Genomic DNA, 22,616 nt, shown 5'->3' with positions numbered 1-22,616 from the left:
ATGGCTCGTCGACGCCGTCATGAAGAGCACGAGAATCACGAGCGCTGGCTGGTGTCCTACGCCGACTTCATCACGCTGCTGTTCGCCTTTTTCGTGGTGATGTATTCGATTTCCTCGATCAACGAGGGCAAGTACAAGATTCTCTCGGAAACCCTGACCGGCGTCTTCAACCAGCCGGATCGCTCCATCAAGCCTATTGCGGTGGGTGATGAGCGACCGCGTACCACTGAGCCGGATCGCTCCATGACCAATGATGAGGAAGCAGCCCAGCAGATCGCTGCCTCGACCCTTGATAATATTGCCGCCAGCGTACGCGATGCCTTTGGCGGGCTGCTGCAGAGCGACCAGCTCAAAGTGCGCGGCAATGAGTTATGGATTGAGATCGAATTGAGCTCCGGCCTGCTGTTTCCCAGTGGCGATGCGTTGCCCGATGACGCAGCCTTCGAAATCATCGAGAAAATTGCCAAGATCCTGGCGCCCTACGGTAATCCCGTGCATGTCGAGGGCTTTACCGACAACCAGCCCATCAACACGGCGCAGTTCCCGACCAACTGGGAATTGTCGACTGCCCGCGCAGCCAGCATCGTGCGGATGCTTGCGATGGATGGTGTCGATCCGTCACGCATGGCGGCCGTAGGCTATGGCGAATTTCAGCCGGTAGCCGACAACGCCACTGCAGAGGGTAGGGCGCGTAACCGCCGGGTGGTGCTGGTCGTCTCGCGGAATCTCGACGTGCGGCGTAGTGTGAGCGGGGTGGGCAGCGCCAATGCCCAGCCTGACGCGGCGATGCAGCGGGCTGGCACGCAACCTGCTTCAGCGCCTGCAGTACAGGCGCCAGCCAATGGTGCCGTCAATTCCCCGTCGCCTGTGCAATGAAGCGGGCACTCAGTCTCGGCCAGGCTTAGCCTGCTCCGGGAGGATGAAGAGTATGAGAGTTTGGGCTGTAGCCAATCAAAAAGGCGGTGTGGGTAAGACCACCACGTCCATCGCTCTTGCCGGCCTGCTGGCCGACGCAGGCAAACGTGTGGTGGTGGTCGATCTCGATCCGCACGGATCGATGACCAGCTATTTCGGCCATGACCCCGACAGCCTCGAACACAGCGTCTTCGACCTGTTCCTGCACCAGGGCAGCGTACCCCAGGGGCTGCCACAGCAATTGTTGCTGCCGACCAGCCATGAACGCATTTCCCTGCTGCCGTCGAGCACGGCGCTGGCCACCCTGGAGCGTCAGTCGCCTGGGCAGAGCGGCTTGGGTCTGGTGGTCGCCAAGAGCCTGGCGCAGCTGTGGCAGGATTTCGACCATGCGGTAATCGACAGTCCGCCCTTGCTTGGGGTGTTGATGGTCAACGCGCTGGCCGCCAGTCAGCAACTGGTGATTCCCGTGCAGACCGAGTTTCTGGCCGTAAAAGGCCTCGAGCGCATGGTCAGCACCCTGGCGATGATCAACCGTTCGCGCAAGCAGGCGTTGCCTTATACCATCGTGCCGACCCTGTTCGACCGTCGTACCCAGGCATCGATGTCTACCCTGCGGCTGCTCAAGAGCAGCTACCCCGAGCACCTCTGGCAAGCCTACATTCCGGTGGATACCCGGTTGCGTGATGCCAGCCGTGCAGGGCTCACGCCTTCGCGTTTCGATGGCAACAGCCGCGGCACCCTTGCCTATCGCGCCTTGCTCAAGCATTTACTGGCGCAACAGCCCGCATCTCAGGTGGCCTGATCGGCAATGCCTGGTTATTCTGCGCGAACTGCCTCAAGTCTGCCGCCCCTGCGGCCGATAGCTCATACAGGTCTTCATTGTGGGTTGCATTCATGAGTCGTTCCACCGCCATCGCCACACGGCCGCAACTGGCGCTGCAGTCATACCTCGACGGGTTGCTGCAGGACGCCGCAGTCGAACTGGAGCAGGAGCTGTCCGAAAGCAGCCTCGATGAGTTCGAGGCGGCCGTGCGTGAAGAGCAGATCCGCGACGCCCGATTGGCGCCGCGCGGCGAGGTTCGCTTACCGGCCCTGCCGCGCGAGGCGGAGATCGTCGTCGCGCCAGTCGTGGAAGCACCCCCTGCGATCAGCGTAGAGCCGATCAGCATGCCGCCGCTGGTCGAGCCGTTGGCCGAGGTTTATCGCCCGGCGGCACAGATCGCTTCCGTGCTGGCCGATGGTCGTCCCGACTGGGCGCAGGAGCCCTTCGAATGCCTGTTGTTCGACGTCGCTGGCCTGACGCTAGCGGTGCCGCTGGTGTGCCTGGGCTCGATCTATCCCCTGGCCGGCCAGGATCTGACACCTTTGTTTGGCCAACCGGACTGGTTTCTGGGCATACTGCCATCACAGTCAGGCAACCTGAAGGTGCTCGATACCGCGCGCTGGGTGATGCCGGATCGTTACCGGGACGACTTCCGTCAGGGCCTGCAGTACGTGATATCCGTTCAGGGCTATGAATGGGGGCTGGCCGTTCATCAGGTCAGTCGTTCGATTCGTTTGAACCCCGACGAAATCAAATGGCGCAGCCAGCGTGCCCAACGGCCTTGGCTGGCGGGCACGGTGATCGAGCACATGTGCGCGCTGCTGGACGTCTCCGCACTGGCCGAGTTGATCGCCAGCGGCGCGACCAAGCGCATGGGCAACGGACAGGTACACTGATTACCAGGCTGCACGCCCCAAGACGCGTGCGGCCGATTGAACAGCGGGAATACCGCACACCGCCCACGCGGTCAATGACGAGGCTAGGCCATGAAGAAAAACTCTGCACAAGGCGCTGAAGATCCGATCCTGCAGTGGGTCACGTTCCGGCTGGACAACGAAAGCTACGGTATCAACGTGATGCAGGTGCAGGAAGTGCTGCGCTACACGGAAATCGCCCCGGTGCCGGGGGCGCCGAGCTATGTGCTGGGGATCATCAATCTGCGTGGCAACGTGGTCACCGTGATCGACACGCGCCAGCGTTTCGGCCTGGACTCGTCCGACGTCACCGACAACACCCGCATCGTCATCATCGAGGCGGACAAACAGGTCGTGGGCATTCTCGTCGATAGCGTGGCCGAAGTGGTCTATCTGCGTCAGTCAGAAGTTGAAACCGCACCCAATGTCGGTAATGACGAGTCGGCCAAGTTCATCCAGGGCGTCTGCAACAAGAACGGCGAGTTGCTGATTCTGGTCGAGCTGGACAAGATGATGACCGAAGAAGAATGGTCGGAGCTGGAGAGCATCTGAGGTGCTCGAGGCCGCGCTGATCGTGCTCGCGCTGGCCTGTGCCGGCCTGGTGGGGGCCTGCGTGTGGCTAGCGGGCCGTCTGCGCCTGGCCAGCCAATTGCAGGCCGAGCGCGATGCCCAGCGTGACCAGCGTATCCGCGAGCTGAACAAGCGCCTTGACACCTACCTGACCGGCAGCATCCGCATGGGCGAAGAGCTCCATGAGCTGCGTCGCACTGTAGCGCCGCTGCCGGACAAGCTGACCCAGATCGAGCAGCGTGACCCCACCAGCCTGTCGTTCACCCAGGCAGCACGCTTGGTCGGCATGGGCGCCAGTGCTGACGACCTCACCCACTCCTGCGGCCTCAGCAAGGCCGAAGCAGAACTGGTCGCCAAACTGCACCAGGCGCGCCGTTCCTAGCACCTCGTATCGCTACGCTTCAGCGCCATCGACCAGAGTGCGTTCTGTCGCCGACCTAATGCCGGTTGCTCTTGTGATCCGGCCCACTGAGCAACTGCGGCCCTTCCCTGGGTTTGCCGCGTGGGTCGAAGCCGGGCGGGTACTTGCCTGTCAGGTACCAGGCGAATGCAATGATCTCGGCGATGCAGCGGTACAACTGCTCGGGTATCGCTTCGCCGAGCTCCAGGCGTGCCAGCAGGCGCACCAACTCGGCATTCTCGTAGATCGGCACGTCGTGAGCGCGGGCGATGGCGAGTATCGCCTCGGCCAGTTCGTCGTCGCCCTTGGCACTTAGATTAGGAGCGCTCTGGCCGTCATAGGTGAGGGCGATGGCTTGGCGGGGAGCTTTACGATTCATGCGGTTTCATCGACCCAGCGCTGTTCCAGTGAGGTTTTCGGCCCTTGGGGTGGCGTGCCCTGGCTACAGACCAGATCACCGACGGTAAGTCCGGCCGTTACCAGGCGCTCGCGCAGGTTGCCCAGTTCACGGTCGATCAGGCCGGCGGTACTGGCGCGTTCGGCCCAGAGCTGGCTGGACAGGCTGCCGTGGGCGAGTTGCGCCTGCACCTGCAGTGGGCCGAGGGGATCCAGGTCGAACGCCAGGTCGATACGCCAGAGGGCTTCCTTGGGATCCTGTTTGGCGGACGGGGCGGGTTCTTCATGCTGGATCTTCACCTGCAGTGGCACCAGCTCGTGCTGGTTGCGCATGGGCACCTCTATCTGCCACGTCGTCACTTGCGCGCCGTCCGGCCCGGTCTCGCTCTGTGCCAGGCTGGACAATTGGTGGGTCTGCAGGCGAGAAATGGCGGCGGCCGCCAGCTTGAGCAGCGCTTCCAGGTCGGCCTCGCCCTCCATGGCCTGCAGCAGGCGGCTGGGCAGTGGAAAACTCGTGGCCTGCTGGCGGCCGCTGCTTTGCCCGATATTGCCAAGGATGTTACGGGCGAAGGCGGGGAGCGCCTGGGTCATGGCCGCGTTCGATAGCGTCGCCGCGGCCAGAGGCGCGGATCCCGGTAGCAAGGGCAGCAATTGGCTGACCAGCCGCAGCAGGTTGGCCTTCATGTCGGTACCCAGCGCGCCGGGCTGGCCCGCCAGCAGTTTGCTTTCGAGAAACAGGCCGCTGTTTTCCAGCGCCTGCATGAGGCCTTTGCCACTACTCAGTTGCTCGCCACTCGGCAATGCGCCGAGCAGCTTGTCGATACTGCCACGCAGGCCATCGGGCATGCCGGATTGATCGCCCAGCCCCTTCAAGGCGGATAACAAACCCTCCAACGAGCCCTGGCGAGTGTGCTGACCACCGAGTTGCTGAAGCAACGCCAATTGATCGAGTCTGCCGCTCAAGGGCAGAAACGCCAGTGACTGATCACCCTGAACGCGGGCGCTGAGCAGGCTGCCGATAGGCAGGTCGAGGGGGGTTTCCAGGCTCAGCTTGCTGCCCGCCAAGGGAGTGTTGAGCAGGTTCACCAGCACCTTGAAGACCGTCTGCGCCGTTTGCGTGGGTAGTGCTTCCTGGGCGACGACCTTGCCTTGCAACAGCGTGCCGACCGGCAGTTGCTCGAGATCGATGCTGGTCAATGGTGCGCTGCCGCTGCCCAGAACCGCGAGGGTCAGACGCGATTCCGACAACACCGTGACCGCCAAGGGCGTGCCTTGTGCGATGGGTTGCAAGCTGTTGGCCTGCAACGTCGCCTGGCGGCCGCTGTCCAGGGTCACTCGCAGCATCAACTGGAAGCTCTGCGCCACCTCCTTGAGACTGAGTACCTCTGCCTTGGCACTCTCGCCACTGCTCATCAGGCCGTCGAGGGGCTGCAGGAGCTTGACCGCCAGGTCGGCGGCATTGACTAGCGGCCTGCTAACGGGAGGTGCTGCGGCGATAGGACGCGATCCACTGATCTCGGTCATTAAGTCTCATACTCTTTAGCCAAAAGCGCACTGCGGGTGTGCTTGTCGGGCATGTATAATTCCGGCCACTTCAAACGTCCGCACCATTATAGCGGCCACAATCGTCACGACTTGAACCAGGTGTCCGCGCTGTGAGCAGCCCCTTTCTCGAAGCAACGGCACTTTCCTGCGAACGGGATTGGCGTCTGCTGTTCGAGAATCTGGATATCCAGCTGGACGCAGGGCAGATGCTGCAGGTCTCCGGCCCCAATGGCAGCGGCAAGACCAGTCTGTTGCGTGTGCTCGCTGGATTGAGACAACCCACCTCCGGGCAAATTCGCCTCAAGGGCCAGCCGCTCGGCACCCGCAGCGGTGATCTGGCCAGTGACCTGCTGTGGATCGGTCACGCTGCCGGTATAAAAGGGTTGCTCAGTGCCGAGGAAAATCTCGCCTGGTTGTGCGCCCTGCATCGACCCGCGAGCCGCGAGCAGATCTGGCAGGCCCTCCAGGCCGTCGGGCTGCGCGGTTTCGAGGACGTGCCCTGCCATACCCTCTCGGCCGGCCAGCAGCGCCGTGTGGCACTGGCACGGCTGCATCTCGACAGCCCGCCGCTGTGGATTCTCGATGAGCCCTTCACCGCCCTCGACAAGCAGGCCGTGAGCCAACTGGAAAACCACCTGGCCGCGCATTGCCGGCAGGGTGGCCTGGTGATCCTGACGACCCACCACAGTCTGAGCAACCAGCCGGCTGGTTATCGCGACCTTGATCTGGGACAGCTCGCCGCATGAGCAGTGTATTTATGCTACTGGTCATGCGCGAGGCGCGTCTGCTGTGTCGGCGCCCTGCAGAGCTGGCCAATCCACTGGTGTTCTTCGCTATCGTCATCGCCCTGTTCCCGCTGGCCGTCGGGCCGCAAACGCAACTGCTGCAAAGCCTCTCGCCTGGTCTGGTGTGGGTGGCGGCCTTGCTGGCGGTGCTGCTGTCCCTCGATGGCCTGTTTCGCAGCGACTTTGAAGACGGCTCCCTGGAACAGTGGGTGCTTTCCTCACACCCCTTGGCGCTGCTGGTGCTGGCCAAGGTCTGTGCGCACTGGCTGTTTTCCGGCCTGGCCCTGGTGCTGCTGTCGCCCTTGCTGGCCTTGATGCTTGGGCTGCCGGCTCGCTGCCTGCCCGTGCTGCTCGCCTCCCTGCTGCTGGGCACGCCGGTTCTCAGCCTGCTCGGCGCCATCGGTGCTGCCCTCACCGTAGGGCTCAAGCGCGGCGGGTTGCTGCTGGCGTTGCTTATTTTACCCTTGTACATCCCGGTGCTGATTCTCGGCAGTGGGGCCTTGCAGGCGAGTCTGCAGGGGTTGCCGGTGGTCGGCCACCTCTTGTGGCTGGCCAGCCTGACCGCACTGACAGCAACGCTGACACCATTCGCCATTGCTGCGGGCCTGACCATCAGTGTCGGCGAATGATTCAACCGTGCTATCGAGGATGGCCAGCGATGGCCCCTACCTCGGAGAATGATGAGTGACCTGATGAATTGGACATGGTTTCACAAGCTGGGCTCGCCCAAATGGTTCTACGAGATCAGTGGCCGCTGGCTGCCCGGGCTGGCGATTGCCGCTGCCGTGCTGCTGGTCGTGGGTACGGTCTGGGGCCTGGCCTTCGCGCCGCCTGATTATCAGCAGGGCAACAGTTTCCGGATCATCTATATCCACGTGCCAGCCGCGTTCCTGGCCCAGTCGATCTACGTGATGCTTGCCGTGGTCGGCCTGGTCGGCCTGGTCTGGAAGATGAAGCTGGCCGATGTCGCCCTGCAGCAGGCCGCGCCCATCGGCGCCTGGATGACCGCCATCGCGCTGATCAGCGGCGCGCTGTGGGGCAAGCCGACCTGGGGCACCTACTGGATCTGGGATGCGCGCCTGACGTCGATGCTGATCCTGCTGTTCCTGTATTTCGGTGTCATCGCCCTCGGCCAGGCGATCAGCAACCGCGACAGTGCCGCCAAGGCCTGTGCCGTGCTGGCGGTGGTCGGGGTGATCAACGTGCCGATCATCAAATATTCGGTGGAGTGGTGGAACACCCTGCACCAGCCAGCCACCTTCAGCGTCATCGACAAACCGGCGATGCCCATGCAGATGTGGCTGCCACTGCTGATCATGGTGCTGGGCTTCTATTGCTTCTTCGCCGCCGTGCTGCTGATGCGCATGCGCCTCGACCTGTTGCGCCGCGAGGCACGCAGCAGTTGGGTGAAAGCCGAAATCCGCGCGCAGTTGGAGGGTAACCGATGAGCTTCGGGTCATTCGCAGAGTTTCTCGCCATGGGTAACCACGGCCTTTATGTCTGGTCGGCCTACGGCATCTGCATGGCCGTGCTGGTGCTCAACGTACTGTTGCCACTGCATGCGCGGCGCCGCCACCTGCAGGATGAGGCGCGTCGGCTGCGCCGGGAGGCGTCGCGTTGAACGCTGTACGCAAGAAGCGCCTGTTCATCGTCCTGGCGATCATCGCTGGAGTCGCTATCGCGGTCGCGCTGGCCTTGAGCGCGCTGCAACAGAACATCAACCTGTTCTACACGCCGACGCAGATCGCCAAGGGCGAGGCGCCGGTGGACACTCGCATTCGTGCTGGCGGCCTGGTGGAGAAGGGCTCGGTGAAACGTTCCAGCGACTCGCTGCAGACCGACTTCGTGGTCACCGATGGCGTCGCGCGGGTCACCATCCGCTACCACGGCATCCTGCCGGATCTGTTTCGCGAGGGGCAGGGCATCGTCGCCATGGGCACGGTCGATGACGGCGGCCTGCTGCTCGCCGACGAGGTGCTGGCCAAGCACGATGAGAACTACATGCCGCCCGAGGTCAAGCAGGCCCTGGAGCAGAGTGGCATGAACAGGCACTACGAAAAGGCCGGGGAGGCCGCGCAATGATTCCCGAACTCGGCCATCTGGCGATGATCCTGGCCCTGTGCCTGGCCCTGGTGCAGGCGACCCTGCCGCTGGTTGGCGCCTGGCGAGGTGACCGCCAGTGGATGAGCCTGGCGCAACCCGCCGCCTGGGGGCAGTTCGCCTTCCTGGCCTTCGCCTTCGCCTGTCTCACTTACTCCTTCATGGCCGACGATTTCTCCGTGGCCTACGTGGCGCAGAACTCCAATACCGCGCTGCCCTGGTATTACAAATTCAGCGCGGTATGGGGCGCCCACGAGGGTTCACTGCTGCTCTGGGCGTTGATCCTCGGTGGCTGGACCTTCGCCGTGGCGATCTTTTCCCGACAGCTGCCGGAAGAGATGCTCGCCCGTGTGCTGGGTGTGATGGGTATCATCAGCGTCGGCTTCCTGCTGTTTCTGATCATCACCTCCAACCCGTTCACTCGCCTGCTGCCGAACGTGCCCGCCGATGGTCGTGATCTCAATCCGCTGCTGCAGGATTTCGGCCTGATCATTCACCCGCCGATGCTCTACATGGGTTACGTGGGCTTTTCCGTGGCCTTCGCCTTCGCCATTGCCGCGTTGCTTGGCGGCAAGCTGGACGCCGCCTGGGCGCGCTGGTCGCGTCCCTGGACCATCGTCGCCTGGGCCTTTCTCGGCATCGGCATCGCCCTTGGCTCCTGGTGGGCCTACTACGAACTGGGCTGGGGCGGCTGGTGGTTCTGGGATCCGGTGGAGAACGCCTCGTTCATGCCCTGGCTGGTCGGAACCGCGCTGATCCACTCCCTGGCCGTGACCGAGAAGCGCGGGGTATTCAAGAGCTGGACGGTATTGCTCGCCATTGCCGCGTTCTCCCTGAGCCTGCTGGGTACCTTCCTGGTTCGTTCCGGTGTGCTGACCTCGGTGCACGCGTTCGCCAGCGACCCGGAGCGTGGTGTGTTCATCCTGGCGTTCCTGCTGCTGGTGGTCGGCGGCTCGCTGACCCTGTTCGCCTTGCGCGCCCCCGTGGTACGCAGCCAGGTTGGCTTCAGCCTGTGGTCACGGGAAACCCTGCTGCTGGCCAATAACCTGATTCTGGTGGTGGCGGCCTCGATGATTCTGCTCGGCACCCTCTATCCGCTGGTGCTGGATGCCCTGAGCGGCGCCAAGCTGTCGGTCGGTCCGCCTTATTTCAATGCGCTGTTCGTACCCCTGATGGGCTTGCTGATGGCGGTGCTCGCCGTTGGCGTACTGGTGCGCTGGAAGGACACGCCGCTACGCTGGCTGCTCGGGATGCTCGCGCCGGTGCTGGTCGCCAGCGTGGCCCTGGCGTTGCTGGCCAGTTGGCTATGGGGTGATTTCCACTGGGCGGTACTCGGCGTTTGCCTGCTGGCCGCTTGGGTGACCCTGGCCGGGCTGCGCGACATTCAGGACAAGACCCGCCACAAGGGCCTGTTCAAGGGCATGGCCAGCCTTGGTCGCAGCTACTGGGGCATGCAACTGGCGCACCTGGGCCTGGCGGTGTGCGCACTGGGCGTGATCCTCACCAGCCTCGGCAGCTTCGAGCGTGACATGCGCATGGCACCGGGCGATGCGGTGGAACTGGGTGGTTACCGGTTCGTGTTCGAAGGTGCAGCGCATCATGAAGGGCCGAACTTCATCTCCGACCGTGGCACGGTGCGTGTCTTCGACGGCGAGCGGCAGATTGCTGTGCTGCACCCGGAGAAACGTCTTTATACCGTGCAGCGGTCGATGATGACCGAGGCGGGCATCAATGCCGGATTGACCCGCGACCTGTTCGTCGCTCTCGGCGAGCCACTGGAGCAGGGCGCCTGGGCGGTGCGCGTACATATCAAGCCCTTCGTGCGCTGGATCTGGCTGGGTGCCCTGATGATGGGCTTCGGCGGCTTTCTCGCCGCCGCTGACAAACGCTACCGGATGAAGGTCAGGACGCGCGTACGTGACGCACTGGGCCTGCAGGAGGCACGCGCATGAGACGGCTGATTCTGTTGCTGCCGCTGCTGATCTTCCTGGGCGTGGCGGTGTTTCTCTACCGCGGCCTGTTTCTCGACCCTGCAGAGCTGCCGTCGGCGCTGATCGACAAGCCGTTCCCGGCGTTCTCGCTGCCGGCAGTGCAGGGCGGCGAACCGATCAGCCAGGAGAACCTGCTTGGCAAGCCTTCGCTGGTCAACGTCTGGGCCACCTGGTGCGTCGCCTGCAAGGTCGAACACCCGGTGCTCAACAAGCTGGCCTCCATGGGCGTGAACATCCATGGCGTCAACTACAAGGACGACAACGCTGCCGCGCAGAAATGGCTGAGCGATTTCCACGACCCTTATCAGCTCAACATCAGCGACCCCAAGGGTACGCTGGGCCTGGATCTGGGCGTGTACGGCGCGCCGGAGACCTTCTTCGTCGACGCCAAGGGCATCATCCGTCACAAGTTCGTCGGCGTGATCGACGAGGCGATCTGGCGTGAGAAGCTCGCGCCGTTGTATCAGCAGATGGTCGACGAGGCCGGGCGATGAGCCGTCTTGTCGCCGGATTGACCCTGTTGCTGGTGCTGGTCGGTGTGGCCCACGCGGCCATCGACACCTACGAGTTCGCCAGTGAGGCCGAGCGCACCCGCTACCGCCAGCTCACCGAAGAACTGCGCTGCCCGAAATGCCAGAACCAGAACATTGCCGATTCCGACGCGCCGATCGCCATGGACCTGCGTGCCGAGATTTACCGCATGCTCGAAGCGGGCGACAGTAACGCGCAGATCATCGATTACCTGGTCGCCCGGTATGGTGATTTCGTGCTCTACAAGCCGCCGGTCACGCGCCGCACGCTGTTGCTCTGGTATGGCCCGGCGGCGCTTTTGCTCGGTGGCTTCGGGCTGCTCGGGGTGATCGTCCTGCGCCGCCGCAAGTCTGGCGGGGAGGTCTCCACCGGTCTGTCGAGCGATGAACAGCAACGTTTGGCGCAGCTGCTCGAGCAGGCGCCTCTGGATAAGAAAGAGTCATGATCGAATTCTGGTTGTCCGCCGGCCTGCTGTGTCTGGTCGCCATGAGTTTTCTGCTGATTCCGCTGCTGCGCGGCCGCCAGGTTCAGGCCGAGGAAGATCGCACCGCCCTGAACGTCACCCTGTACCAGGAGCGCCTGCGCGAGCTGGAGCAGCAGCACCAGGCCGGAACGCTGGATGACGCCCGATTGCAGACGGCCCGTGACGAGGCCGCGCGTGAGCTGATTGCCGATACCGAAGGCGCCGGCAAGATGAAGGTCGGTCGTCTGGGGCGCACCGTGCCGCTGATCGCGACCCTGCTGGTGCCGCTGCTTGGTGTGCTGCTCTATGCGCAGTGGGGCGCCATTGCTGAAGTCGAGCGAGCCCGCGCCTTCACTGGCGAGCCGCGCAACGTCGGGGAAATGACCGCGCGCCTGGAGCAGGCCGTGCAAGGCAACCCGGAGTCCGCCGAGGGCTGGTACTTCCTTGGCCGCAGCTACATGGTGCAGGAGCGCCCGGCGGATGCGGCCAGAGCCTTCGAGCAGGCGGTGGCGGTGGCTGGCCGCGAGCCCGAGCTGCTTGGGCAATGGGCCCAGGCCCTGTATTTCGCCGGTGACAAGCGGTGGAGCGCGCAGCTTGATAGGCTGACGGCGGAAGCCCTGCAAGCCGACCCGCAGGAAGTGACCAGCCTGGGCCTGCTGGGTATCGCGGCCTTTGAGGAGCAGCGCTTCCAGGATGCCATCGGTTATTGGGAGCGCCTCGTCGCGGTATTGCCCGAGGGTGATCCGTCTCGTCAGGCAATCGCTGGCGGCATCGCCCGGGCCCGTCAGGAAATCGACCCGCAAGCCGGCGCTGGCGCCGCTGCGCAGACACCGCAAATCAGCAAGCTGCAGGTGCGTGTCGAACTGGCGGATGCGCTGCGTGACAAGGTGCAGCCGGGCGACACGGTGTTCGTCTTCGCCCGTGCCGCATCCGGGCCGCCCATGCCGTTGGCGGTCAAGCGCCTGAGCGTGGCCGATCTGCCGGCGCAGGTCAGCCTCTCGGACAGCGATGCGATGATGCCGCAACTGAAACTTTCCGCGTTCGACCAGGTTCAACTGGTAGCGCGCATTTCGCGCGCCGGCGATGCGAAAAGCGGCGAGTGGGTCGGCCAGGGGCAACCGTTGTCCAGCACCACCCAGACCGTGCAACGCCTGATCATCGATAGCGCTGACGGCAAACAACCATGAATAAACTGATGTCGGCTGCCCTTGCGGCCACCCTGTTGAGCCTCGCCGGCTGTACCTTGCACAGCCCCGCGCCCGGTACCGATGGCCCCTCGGCACCGGCTGGTTCACCGCCAGTCAGCAAATCCCACCCGCGCTTCGCACCTCCACCGGGCGTCTCCAGCCATTGGGATGGTGGGTTGGGGGTCTATGTGGTCGACTCCGAGCAGGACACCTATTACCGCGAACGCACCTTCTATCGCTGGAGCGATGGCTGGAGCTGGGCTGGCACCTTGCAGGGCCCATGGCAATCCGTGGACAGCAGCGGTGTACCGCCGGCGCTGTACCGCCATCACGCCCAGTAAGCGTTGCCTTCGACGCGGGTGTACGATGCCGCATGAACATCTGCCACCACCGCGTTGAATGGCTTGGTGGGTCGATGAAGCGTGACCCACCCTACGGTCGTAGAAGCCGGCTTGTGGGCGATGCAATGGTAGGTGTTCAGCGGCGTAGATACCGTCTTGCCCATTACCTCGCAAGGGCTAATTCGGTATCCATTGAGTAGGGTGGACGACGCTTTATCCGTCCACCACTCGGTAACCTTGGTGGTGGATGAAAACAGCGCCATCTACGTCGCAAGCTCGAGGCTTAAGGGTGGACACGGCTTGCAGCTCCTCACCCGATGATCAGTCGGGAACTATCGCCTCTCGTGAGGCAGTAGTCGAGATACAAGGGTGGGCTTCAGCCCGCCAATACTGGCGTTTCGCATCAGCCGTCATCCCGCCGCCAGTACCCCGCCGCCTTGATGCGTTCCTCATCGATACCATGCACGTCGATCAGTACGCGACGAACCTTGCGAGAATGATTGGCTTCGCAGGCGACCCAGGCGTACAGCTCGCCCCCTGGCTTGTGCAATTGGCGCGCGGCGTCGACCAGGCTGCGCTCGCCGCGAATCAGCCAATGCAGATCGACGTCGGCCAAGCTGGGCAGTGGCTGTTTCTCCGCCTCGTTCTCGATCTCCACCAGTACCGTCGCCAAGCGTCCAGTGGCCAGCGTTTCCAGCCAGCGGCCAATGGCGGGCAGGGCGGTTTCGTCGCCGATCAGCAGGTAAGCGTCGAAGATATCCGGCACCACCAGCGAACTGCGTGGACCGGCGATGTACAGGTGCTGGCCCGGTTGTGCCTGGCTTGCCCAGCTTGAGGCAGGGCCGTCGCCGTGCAGCACGAAGTCCACGTCCAGTTCACCAGCCTGCGGGTCGTGGCGGCGCGGCGTGTAGTCCCGGGTCAGCGGTCGCTCGCCGTCGCGGCCTGCGAGAAAATCATCGAGGCGGCGCTGTTCATCCTCGTCGCGGGCGAAGAGCAGCCTGATATGGTCGTCCGCGCCTTCGGAAACGAAGCCTTGCAGCGCTTCGCCGGTGAAGGTCACGCGGCGCATGCGCGGGGTCACCTGAGCTACCCTGGCCACCGTCAGGCAGCGGCGTACGATGGGGTGCATCACCCGTTCCATGTTCCGGGGTATCGAAGGCACTGGTTACGCTCCTGTTGCCACGTTCTGTTCCAAGAGTACCTGCGTCCGCACGCTTTTCGTACAGGCCGGTCTGGCGATGATCGTGTGCCGGCTGTGCCCCGCGCCTTACCGGCCATGGTTTTCGATTGCCTTGCGATTATCGCACCGCAGTTCGATAATCGCTCAAATCGTCAGGATGAGTTGATAGCCATGGCCGAATCCCGTTCACTGCAGAGTCCGCTGGCGCCGCCGATCATCGCTTCACCAGCGAAGCGTATCGAGGCATTCACGGGTGACCCGAACTTCATGACGTCCCTGGCGCGTGGCCTGGCGGTCATCCATGCCTTCCAGGAACGCAAGCGGCAACTGACCATCGCGCAGATCAGCCATCGCACGGAGATCCCCCGTGCCGCTGTACGCCGCTGCCTGCATACCCTGATGAAACTGGGCTACGTGACGACCGACGGGCGCGTGTACTCGCTATTGCCCAAGGTGCTGACGCTGGGCCACGCCTATCTGTCCTCGACGCCAATGGCGGTCACTGCCCAGCCGATACTCGATCGCCTCAGCGAGCAGTTGCACGAGGCCTGCTCCATGGCCACGCTGGAGGGAGACGAGATTCTCTATATCGCTCGCTCGGCCACGCCACAGCGGCTGATTTCCGTCGACCTGAGCGTGGGTAGCCGGCTACCGGCCTATTGCACGTCGATGGGCCGCATCCTACTGGCCGCCCTAGGCGATGCGGCGCTGGACGACTACCTGAGCCATGCCGACCTGCAGGTGAAGACCAGCCGTACCTTGCACACGGCCGGAGACTTGCGCGCCAACATCGAAGAGATTCGCCGTCAGGGCTGGGTGATCATCGATCAGGAGCTGGAAGTCAGCCTGCGTTCCATCGCGGTGCCGCTCAAGGATTCTGCCGGCCAGGTGCTGGCGGCACTGAATGTCGGTACCCATGTCGGGCGCGTTTCGCGACAGGAACTGGAAAATCGCTTCCTGCCGATCCTGCTGGAAGCCAGCCACGAATTGAGCACGCGGTTGTTCCAATAGCGCTCCCCCGGGTGTCGCTTCGCTCGACCCGGCTACTTGGGAGTGATCGTGAAATCCGTGGCCTGGGTTGAGCGCAGCGATACCCAGGAATGAGCGCGACACGATCCCTTTGCCATACCGAGCCCACGGCTTGCCCATTCAACAACCTGATGATGGCAGGGCTAAGCCTGTTGCTTCGCTACACTCGGCCTGTCTTTCATTGGCCAGCAGGGCAGGTAGTGTATGCACAATCGTATGATGATTACGGGGGCCGGATCTGGTTTGGGGCGTGAGATCGCGCTGCGCTGGGCGCGTGAGGGCTGGCGCCTGGCGTTGTCGGATGTCAACGATGCGGGCCTTGCCGAAACGCTGCGCCTGGTGCGTGACGCCGGCGGGGAAGGTTTCACCCTGCGCTGTGACGTGCGAGATTACAGCCAGCTCACCGCGTTCGCTCAGGCTTGCGAAGAGAAGCTCGGTGGCATCGATATCATCGTCAATAACGCCGGTGTCGCTTCGGGCGGGTTCTTCGCCGAGCTGTCGCTGGAGGATTGGGATTGGCAGCTGTCGATCAACCTGATGGGCGTCGTTAAGGGCTGCAAGGCGTTTCTGCCGCTGCTCGAACGCAGCCAGGGGCGCATCGTCAACATCGCCTCGATGGCGGCCCTGATGCAGGGGCCGGGCATGAGCAACTACAACGTGGCCAAGGCCGGCGTGGTGGCGCTTTCGGAGAGCCTGCTGGTCGAGCTCAAGCCATTACAGGTCGGCGTGCACGTGGTGTGCCCATCGTTCTTCCAGACCAATCTGCTCGATTCCTTCCGCGGCCCCACGCCCGCCATGAAGGCGCAGGTCGGCAAGTTGCTGGAGAGCTCACCCATCAGCGCCGAATTCATCGCCGATTACATCTTCCAGGCGTTGGCCGACGGGCAGTTCATGATTCTGCCCCACGAGCAGGGCCGCCAAGCCTGGGCGCTCAAGCAGAGAAACCCACAGCTGCTGTATGACGAAATGACCGTGATGTGCGAGAAGATGCGCGCCAAGGCAGCCAGCCACAGAGAGTCCTGAAAGCTCACACGATCATATCGTCCTCAGTCCTGTAGCAGCCCGTTTGCGGGCGATAACAGGCCCTAGTCGCGGTGTATTTTGCGTCATGGCCGCCAATCGCCGGCAAGCCGGCTCCTGCATGATTGGGTGAATCGGGCCATTCGCCGGGAAATAGCTGATCCTGCTGACTGATTACCGCATGGTTTTCAGGGATGGGAGGTCCGCTGCCAGGCTTGCTCTAAGCCACTGCTGCCGTTAGGGTTGCCGCCTCGGCCCGACCTGGCCAGTTGATCAGGATATTGTGTGAAACCCTTCTCCCGCGCGCTGTTGCTGTTGGCCCTCGTAGCCGCAGCGGTGAACCTGCGCCCCGGCATTACCTCGCTGGCGCCCGTTATCGAGCGCATCGCTCAGGAGCTTTCCCTGAGCCGTGGCTTTATCAGTCTCACCACCGCGCTGCCGGTGCTGTGCATGGGCCTGCTGGCACCACTGGCACCGCGCCTGGCGATCAGGCTTGGCCTGGAGCGCACCATCACCTTCTGCCTGGGCACCATTACCCTGGCGCTGCTGCTACGCCTGATCGGCCACTCCAGCGTGATCCTGATCGGCAGCGCGGTGCTGCTGGGGGCCTCCATCGCCATTGCCGGGCCACTGCTATCGGGCTTCATCAAACGCCACTTCGTTGGTCGCATGGGGCATGTGCTGGCCTGGTACTCCCTGAGCATGGCCATCGGTGGTGCAATCGGCGTGGTGCTGACCATGCCGGTTACCCACTTGTTCGACAATGACTGGAGCTACGGCCTGGCCATCTGGGCATTGCCCGCCGCGCTCGCCGTCGCCATCTGGTGGCGCCTGCCCAAGCATCATGCCGAATCGATGAGCCAGGAAGATGCCAACGCGGGCTTGCCCTGGCGGGAGGCGAGGGCCTGGTTGGTCAGTGGTTATTTCGCCCTGCAGGCCGGATTGTTCTACTCGATCGCGACCTGGACAGTGGCTCGCTACCAGGAGGCCGGCCTGTCAGCCGTGCACAGCAACACGCTGTTCAGCCTGGCCATGCTGATGGGCTTGCCGAGCGCCTTCCTGCTGCCTTGGCTGGTGCAGCGTGCCAGTAGCCATTATCTGCTGATGGTCGCTTGCGGTTCCATGACGCTCACCAGCCTGGGCATGATCACCTTCCTGCCCACCCTGCTGCCTGAGTTCTGGGCGCTGACCTTGGGATTCGGCATGAGCGGATCCTTCGCGCTGTCGTTGCTGCTGCCGATCTACGAAGCAGGATCACCCATGGCCGTCAGCCGCTGGACTGCGATGATGCTCGGTCTGGGCTACAGCGTGGCGTGCCTGACGCCGGTACTCAGCGGTTTGGCGCGGGATATGGCGGGTACCTACCAGATGCCATTCATGGTGCTGACCGGCATGGCTGCAGTGATGGTGTCCTTGGCCTGGGCGATGCGCAAAGGTCCACGCCGTCCCGGCGCTTAGCATGGCCGCAGGCGTGCAACCAGCAGAACCCATCATGTGCTCATGGTTTCCCCTTGCATCGCCGCATGTGATAGAAGGCAGCCAGTTTTTTGCGGAGTGAGCCGTGCAATCGGAATCCATCGTCTATGGCAGCATTCGTGACTGGCCGTCGGACAGCCCATCGGAGAGCCGTTTACGGCGCCTGCTCAACCAGCAGGTGCTGGAGGCCCTGCCCGTCGGTGATGCCTGGCCGTTTCTGGGGCGCGAGATGTTTGCCTGCTGCCAGCGACCGGGCAACGGCCTGTACCAGACCCAGGTCATTCATTTCGGCGCGAGCTACCAGACCATCGAATACGAATGGAAGCTCTGGGTCGCCGAGTTCGAGGCGCTGCTCAAGCGCCTTTACTGGGCCAGTGCCGTGGTGCACCTGGAGACCGAGCTGAACGGCACCCACACATTCCGCTGGGAGTCCGATACCGGCCTGCACAGCCCTCACGACAGCGCCTTGCGCGTGCGCTGCGCCTGGGAACGAGAAGGTGGCCTGCGCGGATAGCCGCCCTGTAGTGGCTGTGACGGCTACGCCTCATCCTCCTCCAGCCACTCCTTCGGCACGTCGTGCTTGAGCGCCAGCTGGCATTGCTGGCTTTGCGGGTCGAACACGATCACCGCTTCGCCCTTGTCCAAGGCACGACGCACACGAACGACCCGTGTTTCCAACGGTGTTTCATCACCGTTGTCGGTGCCGTCGCGGGTAACGAAATCCTCTATCAGGCGGGTGAGGGTATCTGCCTCGAGCATAGTGGCGGGAATCAGCACGGTTTTCTCCTGAGGCGCTCTCTGCCTCCGACCATCAAATTGCATGAGCTCATTGGACGGAGCTCGCGGGCTTTTGATCACCTCGTTCGCTTGCCGGTACGCGGCGTTCATGAGCGAACCAGCCGACAAAGCAACATTCCAGCGCAGACAACGACTTACGTTCATCTGCCGGAAACTGCTGCTGTGGATTCCGGAACCGGGCCACATTTTCCAGGCTGGTGGTTTTTTAGGCTGTTCAAAAGCTGATCAGCATGCTACAACCATTCCATCGAGTGACATAGCCGCTTGAAAACGAAGGGAAAAGTATGACCAAGTCGGAGTTGATCGAAAGAATCGTCACCCACCAAGGGCAGCTTTCAAACAAAGATGTCGAGCTGGCCATCAAGACCATGCTGGAACAGATGTCACAAGCCTTGGCGACTGGCGATCGCATCGAGATCCGTGGCTTCGGTAGCTTTTCCCTGCACTACCGCGCCCCCCGGGTAGGTCGTAATCCCAAAACCGGCCAGTCCGTGCGTCTGGACGGCAAGTTCGTGCCGCATTTCAAACCCGGCAAGGAGCTTCGTGATCGCGTCAACGAAGAAGAGGAATAGCACGTTCCCCGACCTCGGCAGAGCCTTCGTTTTCCAGCATCCCCCACGCTTCATCCCTCCTCAAGGCCACCCCTAACTGGGTTGGCAAGACCGTGAGCTCGCAATCGGCCTTGGCTCTGAGCAGCACATCCTCGCGATAATTAAAGTCTCATGCCCCCTACAGGTGCCTGCGGGGCAGCCGATAGCCTCAATGATGCCGGCGCACGCTGCGCGGCAGCTCAGCCCTCTTCAAAGGTTTGCATATGAACTGGTTCTACGACGCCAAGCTCGCGACCAAGCTGTACCTGGCATTTGCCCTCTGCGCCACCATCACCCTCGTTGTCGGCGTTGTAGGCAGTCAGGGTATCGGCTCACTGTCCTCCAGCCTGCAGCTGGTTTTTTCCAACAACCTCGTATCTGTCTCCAAGACCGCCGAGGCTCGCTCCAACGCCGTGGCCCAGAACCGCGACCTGTTTCGCTTGCTGGATGCGGCCACGGCTGGTGCCCCGCAATCCGATCGAAGCGCCATCCTCACCTCCCTGAAGGAGAACCGCCAGACCAGCGAGCGCGCCTTCGCTACATACCGCGCCACACCCCTGGCGGACGACGAGCGAGCTGCCGGCGACCGCATGGAAAAGGACTGGCCAGCCTACCAGGCACTTATCGATCGCTCGCTGGCTCTTATCGAGAGTGGTGATTTCAACGCGGCCAGGTTGCTGATTGCAGGTGATGTGCATCGGGCCTACCGTACGGTCATCGACGAAATGGGCATCATGGTGGAGTCCAACAACCGCCAGATCACCGAGGGAGCCCAGGCCGCACGCGAAAGCGAAGCGTCCGCCAAGCTCAATCTGTACATCGGCATCGGCCTGGCGTTTCTCGCTGCCTTCCTGCTGGGTATGTTTATCAGCCGGGTGATCAGCGCGCCCATCACCCTGGCGGTGCGCAGTGCCGAACGCATCGCGGGCGGCGACCTCACCCAGACCATCCCCAGCGGCCATCGCGATGAGGCCGGCCAGTTGCTCACGGCGCTCGGTACGATGCAGGGGGGCCTCAAGGGCACCATTCAGCAGATTGCCAGCGCAGCCGACCAGTTGGCTTCCGCTGCGGAAGAACTCAATGCCGTGACCGAGGAAAGCAGCCGTGGGCTGGTTCGCCAGAATGATGAAATCCAGCTTGCCGCCACCGCGGTGACCGAGATGAGCGCAGCGGTCGAGGAAGTGGCCCGCAACGCTACGTCGACCTCCGAAGCATCCAGGCAGACCAGCCAGGAAGCTGCCAGTGGTCGCGACCAGGCGCGTGAGGCGGTCAAGGCGATCAGCAATGTCAACAGCGAGATTGGCCAGTCGACGGTCATTGTCGATGAACTCGCCGGTAGCGTCCGTGATATCGCCAAGGTGCTCGACGTCATTCGTGGTATCGCCGAGCAGACCAACCTGCTGGCCCTCAATGCGGCCATCGAAGCCGCCCGTGCGGGTGAGCAGGGGCGCGGCTTTGCGGTGGTGGCTGACGAAGTGAGAGCACTGGCCGCGCGCACGCAGGCGTCCACCGGTGAAATCGAGTCGATGATTACCAGCGTCCAGGCGCGCGCCGACGACGCTGTCAAGGCCATGGGCAACAGCAGGACACTGGCCAACAGCACGCAGGAACTCGCCAAAGCTACCGGCGAATCACTCGAGCGAATCGCCCAGAACATTGCCGAGATCAATGACCGCAACATGCTGATCGCCACGGCCTCCGAAGAACAAGCCAACGTCGCACGGGAAGTGGACCGGAACCTGGTCAACATTCAGGATCTGTCTACCCAGACTTCTGCCGGAGCCAATCAGACCAGTGCCTCCAGCCAGGAGCTGTCGCGGCTCGCCATCTCGTTCAACGATCTGGTGAGCACCTTCAAGCTTTAAGGCGCTCACCAGCCAGGGCCGTCGGCGGCGCAATGCTGCTGATAGCCCTGACACCCGTTTTCGCAGCCTGGGTTGAGCGCAGCGATACGGGAGCCCTCGGCGAAACTGCTGCCCCTCGTCATCGATGGAATACGTCCGTAGATGGAGCAATATGGGTACATCCACCATGCTATCGCTCCTCGCGGGTGTGCCAAAGCCGCAGTAGGTAGATAGTGGAACCCGTTATCTCGTAACGTATCTCGTATTTGCCTATCTGAATTCGGCGCACATCCCGAGGCTGGAATTCCTCCAGGCGCTCACCGATGCGTGGATTTTCCAGCAGTGCGGTCGGCGCAGCGGCGAGTTTTTGAATTGCTCGTGCGGCCGCTGGCTGATTCACAGCAGCCAGGAATTCATACAGCCTGGCAATGTCGGAAAGCGCTTTGCTTGTCCACTTCAAGTTCATCAGCGCGGTACTGGCAGTGGGGTATCGGTGCTGAGGCTGTCTGCCCAGGCCTGGACAGCTTGATGGTCTATCACCTGGCCTGCATCAACGTCGGCCAAGGCTTCATGTGTCAGACGACTCCGCTCCTCTTCCTGGTCTATCCAGGCGGAAAGTGCCTGCTTGACGATCCAGTTCTTGGAGCGTTCCAGGCGTTCTGCCATCAAATCAACCCGCTGGGCCAATTGCTCAGGAACGTGAGCTGTGACAGATCGGGTTTTTGAGGGAGTTGCCATCATAGGGATTCCTTCTAGGCAGTTCCAAGGCATAGGCAGCCAGCAACAGACAAAATACTCTGCTCGCCGTATAACGCGCGTTAGGCTGTAAAGCGATGCTGACAAGGCCGGTAGCTTTGAAACACCTTCCTGACGGGGGTGACTCACCGGATCATCGTCTTTAGTGGAGCATGATGGACTTTTCAGCAAATTGATTCAAATCTAATCATGATGAATAAAAATGCATAGTCAAGAACGAAGCCTGGCTGAGCTCTCGCGAATCGACGAACCTCACCCACGTGGGGGCATATCCACGAATCAACGATGCCCATATCGTCTGTGGGAGCGGGCCGTGCCCGCGAAAATTCCGAAGCTGCACCCAATGATCCCAGCGAAATCGACTGGCCACGCCTGCCGATCATGCGGGATTCCCCCTTGGCCACCCGCTTCACCCAGGCCTACCGCGAGCTGAAGGACTTCTGGAACGACGAAGCGGTGGCCCGCGTGCAATCCGGTAGACGGCCGCTGGCGTTCGAGCAACTGATCACCATCGACAGGCATGCCGACCACCAGAAGATCCTCAGCCACCTGGTAAGCGCCAGGCCAGCCATCGTCATCGTCGGCCACGGCATGTGCTCCAGCGGCCGTATCGTCAATTAGCTGAAAGCCATGTTGGGCGACCCGCGACACGACGTGCTGTTCGTCGGCTACCAGGCCAGGGAACGCCGGGCCAACGCTTCGGCCCGCGCAACGGCTACGTGGAATTCGACGGTCAGCGCTATGACATCCGCGCAGGCGTGGCCAGCATTGGCGGATATTCGACGCATGCGGATCAGAATGGATTGGTGAGCTTTGTGACGGGGATGGAGGAGTGGCCGGGGGAGATTCGCTTGGTGCATGGGGAAGAGGGGGCAAAAAACGCCTTGCAACAAGTGTTGCTGACGCAATACGCACAAAAGAGATTACCCCTCATGATTGATGCAAAACGTTCGTAAGCAGCT

General features: G+C 62.6%; 29 protein-coding genes. 23 read left to right on the top strand and 6 right to left on the bottom strand.

The genetic code is table 11. The annotated features are described in order from the left end of the window. The 5 genes from motD to BLR94_RS20550 all read left to right on the top strand — a co-directional run bounded on the left by motD (position 1) and on the right by BLR94_RS20550 (position 3,604). Positions 1 to 876 (top strand): flagellar motor protein MotD, encoded by an 876-nt coding sequence (gene motD / locus BLR94_RS20570; protein WP_084307804.1) that lies wholly within the window; start codon positions 1 to 3, stop codon positions 874 to 876. Between the two features lie 52 nt (positions 877 to 928). Then, positions 929 to 1,717, top strand: a complete 789-nt coding sequence (locus BLR94_RS20565) for a ParA family protein (RefSeq protein ID WP_084307805.1) — start codon at positions 929 to 931, stop codon at positions 1,715 to 1,717. A gap of 92 nt (positions 1,718 to 1,809) precedes the next feature. After that, positions 1,810 to 2,634, top strand: coding sequence for a CheW domain-containing protein (locus BLR94_RS20560; protein ID WP_084307806.1), 825 nt, complete (start codon positions 1,810 to 1,812; stop codon positions 2,632 to 2,634). Positions 2,635 to 2,724: 90 nt separating this feature from the next. Further along, positions 2,725 to 3,204: a chemotaxis protein CheW gene (locus BLR94_RS20555; RefSeq protein ID WP_084307807.1), complete on the top strand. Its 480-nt coding sequence runs from the start codon at positions 2,725 to 2,727 to the stop codon at positions 3,202 to 3,204. 1 nt (position 3,205) lies between these two features. After that, positions 3,206 to 3,604, top strand: coding sequence for a DUF2802 domain-containing protein (locus BLR94_RS20550; RefSeq protein WP_084307808.1), 399 nt, complete (start codon positions 3,206 to 3,208; stop codon positions 3,602 to 3,604). A gap of 55 nt (positions 3,605 to 3,659) precedes the next feature. Here the strand turns inward: BLR94_RS20550 and BLR94_RS20545 are convergent, their stop codons facing one another. Beyond that, positions 3,660 to 4,001, bottom strand: coding sequence for an EscU/YscU/HrcU family type III secretion system export apparatus switch protein (locus tag BLR94_RS20545; protein WP_084307809.1), 342 nt, complete (start codon positions 3,999 to 4,001; stop codon positions 3,660 to 3,662). Continuing rightward, positions 3,998 to 5,542, bottom strand: coding sequence for a flagellar hook-length control protein FliK (gene fliK / locus BLR94_RS20540; RefSeq protein WP_084307810.1), 1,545 nt, complete (start codon positions 5,540 to 5,542; stop codon positions 3,998 to 4,000). The genes BLR94_RS20545 and fliK overlap by 4 nt, the downstream gene beginning before the upstream one ends. A gap of 131 nt (positions 5,543 to 5,673) precedes the next feature. Here fliK and ccmA point away from each other — a divergent pair, with 131 nt between their 5' ends. Genes ccmA through BLR94_RS20490 form a run of 10 tightly spaced genes read left to right on the top strand, consistent with a single transcriptional unit; the run spans position 5,674 to position 12,961 of the window. Continuing rightward, positions 5,674 to 6,309, top strand: coding sequence for a cytochrome c biogenesis heme-transporting ATPase CcmA (gene ccmA, locus BLR94_RS20535; protein ID WP_084307811.1), 636 nt, complete (start codon positions 5,674 to 5,676; stop codon positions 6,307 to 6,309). After that, positions 6,306 to 6,977, top strand: coding sequence for a heme exporter protein CcmB (ccmB, locus tag BLR94_RS20530; protein WP_084307812.1), 672 nt, complete (start codon positions 6,306 to 6,308; stop codon positions 6,975 to 6,977). Before ccmA ends, ccmB begins: the two co-directional genes overlap by 4 nt. A gap of 60 nt (positions 6,978 to 7,037) precedes the next feature. Continuing rightward, the gene (locus BLR94_RS20525; protein ID WP_175154251.1) at positions 7,038 to 7,796 is read left to right on the top strand and encodes a heme ABC transporter permease; all 759 of its coding nucleotides are present in this window, start codon (positions 7,038 to 7,040) and stop codon (positions 7,794 to 7,796) included. After that, a complete protein-coding gene (ccmD, locus tag BLR94_RS20520) occupies positions 7,793 to 7,969 on the top strand; it encodes a heme exporter protein CcmD (protein WP_084307814.1) in 177 nt (58 codons plus the stop codon). Before BLR94_RS20525 ends, ccmD begins: the two co-directional genes overlap by 4 nt. Next, positions 7,966 to 8,430 carry a cytochrome c maturation protein CcmE gene (gene ccmE / locus BLR94_RS20515; RefSeq protein WP_084307815.1) on the top strand — a complete coding sequence of 155 codons (465 nt, stop codon included), beginning with the start codon at positions 7,966 to 7,968 and terminating at the stop codon, positions 8,428 to 8,430. The genes ccmD and ccmE overlap by 4 nt, the downstream gene beginning before the upstream one ends. Further along, positions 8,427 to 10,400, top strand: coding sequence for a heme lyase CcmF/NrfE family subunit (locus tag BLR94_RS20510; RefSeq protein WP_084307816.1), 1,974 nt, complete (start codon positions 8,427 to 8,429; stop codon positions 10,398 to 10,400). The genes ccmE and BLR94_RS20510 overlap by 4 nt, the downstream gene beginning before the upstream one ends. Beyond that, positions 10,397 to 10,933, top strand: a complete 537-nt coding sequence (locus tag BLR94_RS20505) for a DsbE family thiol:disulfide interchange protein (RefSeq protein WP_084307817.1) — start codon at positions 10,397 to 10,399, stop codon at positions 10,931 to 10,933. The genes BLR94_RS20510 and BLR94_RS20505 overlap by 4 nt, the downstream gene beginning before the upstream one ends. Further along, positions 10,930 to 11,415, top strand: coding sequence for a cytochrome c-type biogenesis protein (locus BLR94_RS20500; protein ID WP_084307818.1), 486 nt, complete (start codon positions 10,930 to 10,932; stop codon positions 11,413 to 11,415). The genes BLR94_RS20505 and BLR94_RS20500 overlap by 4 nt, the downstream gene beginning before the upstream one ends. Continuing rightward, entirely contained in the window at positions 11,412 to 12,620 is a 1,209-nt protein-coding gene (gene ccmI, locus BLR94_RS20495; RefSeq protein ID WP_084307819.1) for a c-type cytochrome biogenesis protein CcmI, read from the top strand. The genes BLR94_RS20500 and ccmI overlap by 4 nt, the downstream gene beginning before the upstream one ends. Further along, entirely contained in the window at positions 12,617 to 12,961 is a 345-nt protein-coding gene (locus BLR94_RS20490; RefSeq protein WP_084307820.1) for a hypothetical protein, read from the top strand. The genes ccmI and BLR94_RS20490 overlap by 4 nt, the downstream gene beginning before the upstream one ends. 403 nt (positions 12,962 to 13,364) lie before the next feature. On the opposite strand, the gene BLR94_RS20485 is transcribed toward BLR94_RS20490, so the two are convergent. Next, entirely contained in the window at positions 13,365 to 14,090 is a 726-nt protein-coding gene (locus BLR94_RS20485) for a siderophore-interacting protein (protein ID WP_244158239.1), read from the bottom strand. A 222-nt stretch (positions 14,091 to 14,312) separates the two neighbouring features. Between BLR94_RS20485 and BLR94_RS20480 the strand changes: the two genes are divergently transcribed. From BLR94_RS20480 to BLR94_RS20465, 4 genes are all read left to right on the top strand, one after another. Continuing rightward, the gene (locus tag BLR94_RS20480; protein WP_084307822.1) at positions 14,313 to 15,152 is read left to right on the top strand and encodes an IclR family transcriptional regulator domain-containing protein; all 840 of its coding nucleotides are present in this window, start codon (positions 14,313 to 14,315) and stop codon (positions 15,150 to 15,152) included. A 222-nt stretch (positions 15,153 to 15,374) separates the two neighbouring features. Continuing rightward, positions 15,375 to 16,193, top strand: coding sequence for an SDR family oxidoreductase (locus tag BLR94_RS20475; protein WP_084307823.1), 819 nt, complete (start codon positions 15,375 to 15,377; stop codon positions 16,191 to 16,193). A gap of 282 nt (positions 16,194 to 16,475) precedes the next feature. After that, the gene (locus tag BLR94_RS20470; protein WP_084307824.1) at positions 16,476 to 17,648 is read left to right on the top strand and encodes an MFS transporter; all 1,173 of its coding nucleotides are present in this window, start codon (positions 16,476 to 16,478) and stop codon (positions 17,646 to 17,648) included. Positions 17,649 to 17,751: 103 nt separating this feature from the next. Next, positions 17,752 to 18,180 carry a hypothetical protein gene (locus tag BLR94_RS20465; RefSeq protein WP_084307825.1) on the top strand — a complete coding sequence of 143 codons (429 nt, stop codon included), beginning with the start codon at positions 17,752 to 17,754 and terminating at the stop codon, positions 18,178 to 18,180. Positions 18,181 to 18,203: 23 nt separating this feature from the next. Here BLR94_RS20465 and BLR94_RS20460 read toward each other — a convergent pair whose 3' ends face one another. Continuing rightward, positions 18,204 to 18,443 (bottom strand): YheU family protein, encoded by a 240-nt coding sequence (locus BLR94_RS20460; protein ID WP_084307892.1) that lies wholly within the window; start codon positions 18,441 to 18,443, stop codon positions 18,204 to 18,206. A gap of 305 nt (positions 18,444 to 18,748) precedes the next feature. Here BLR94_RS20460 and ihfB point away from each other — a divergent pair, with 305 nt between their 5' ends. Then, positions 18,749 to 19,036 (top strand): integration host factor subunit beta, encoded by a 288-nt coding sequence (ihfB, locus tag BLR94_RS20455; protein ID WP_042553988.1) that lies wholly within the window; start codon positions 18,749 to 18,751, stop codon positions 19,034 to 19,036. A 242-nt stretch (positions 19,037 to 19,278) separates the two neighbouring features. Then, entirely contained in the window at positions 19,279 to 20,919 is a 1,641-nt protein-coding gene (locus BLR94_RS20450; protein WP_084307826.1) for a methyl-accepting chemotaxis protein, read from the top strand. A gap of 169 nt (positions 20,920 to 21,088) precedes the next feature. Here BLR94_RS20450 and BLR94_RS20445 read toward each other — a convergent pair whose 3' ends face one another. Further along, positions 21,089 to 21,364: a type II toxin-antitoxin system RelE/ParE family toxin gene (locus BLR94_RS20445; RefSeq protein ID WP_084307827.1), complete on the bottom strand. Its 276-nt coding sequence runs from the start codon at positions 21,362 to 21,364 to the stop codon at positions 21,089 to 21,091. Continuing rightward, positions 21,364 to 21,636, bottom strand: coding sequence for a CopG family ribbon-helix-helix protein (locus BLR94_RS20440; protein WP_084307893.1), 273 nt, complete (start codon positions 21,634 to 21,636; stop codon positions 21,364 to 21,366). Before BLR94_RS20440 ends, BLR94_RS20445 begins: the two co-directional genes overlap by 1 nt. 303 nt (positions 21,637 to 21,939) lie before the next feature. Between BLR94_RS20440 and BLR94_RS28335 the strand changes: the two genes are divergently transcribed. Together BLR94_RS28335 and BLR94_RS28330 are read left to right on the top strand one after the other, a co-directional pair. After that, the gene (locus tag BLR94_RS28335; RefSeq protein ID WP_420492699.1) at positions 21,940 to 22,275 is read left to right on the top strand and encodes a hypothetical protein; all 336 of its coding nucleotides are present in this window, start codon (positions 21,940 to 21,942) and stop codon (positions 22,273 to 22,275) included. Positions 22,276 to 22,373: 98 nt separating this feature from the next. Next, positions 22,374 to 22,610 (top strand): MBL fold metallo-hydrolase RNA specificity domain-containing protein, encoded by a 237-nt coding sequence (locus tag BLR94_RS28330; protein WP_420492700.1) that lies wholly within the window; start codon positions 22,374 to 22,376, stop codon positions 22,608 to 22,610. Positions 22,611 to 22,616 lie beyond the last annotated feature (6 nt).

This window comes from Phytopseudomonas flavescens (assembly GCF_900100535.1).
In the GTDB taxonomy this organism is placed as follows: domain Bacteria; phylum Pseudomonadota; class Gammaproteobacteria; order Pseudomonadales; family Pseudomonadaceae; genus Aquipseudomonas; species Aquipseudomonas flavescens.
This window is presented reverse-complemented; position numbering and strand designations above follow the sequence as displayed.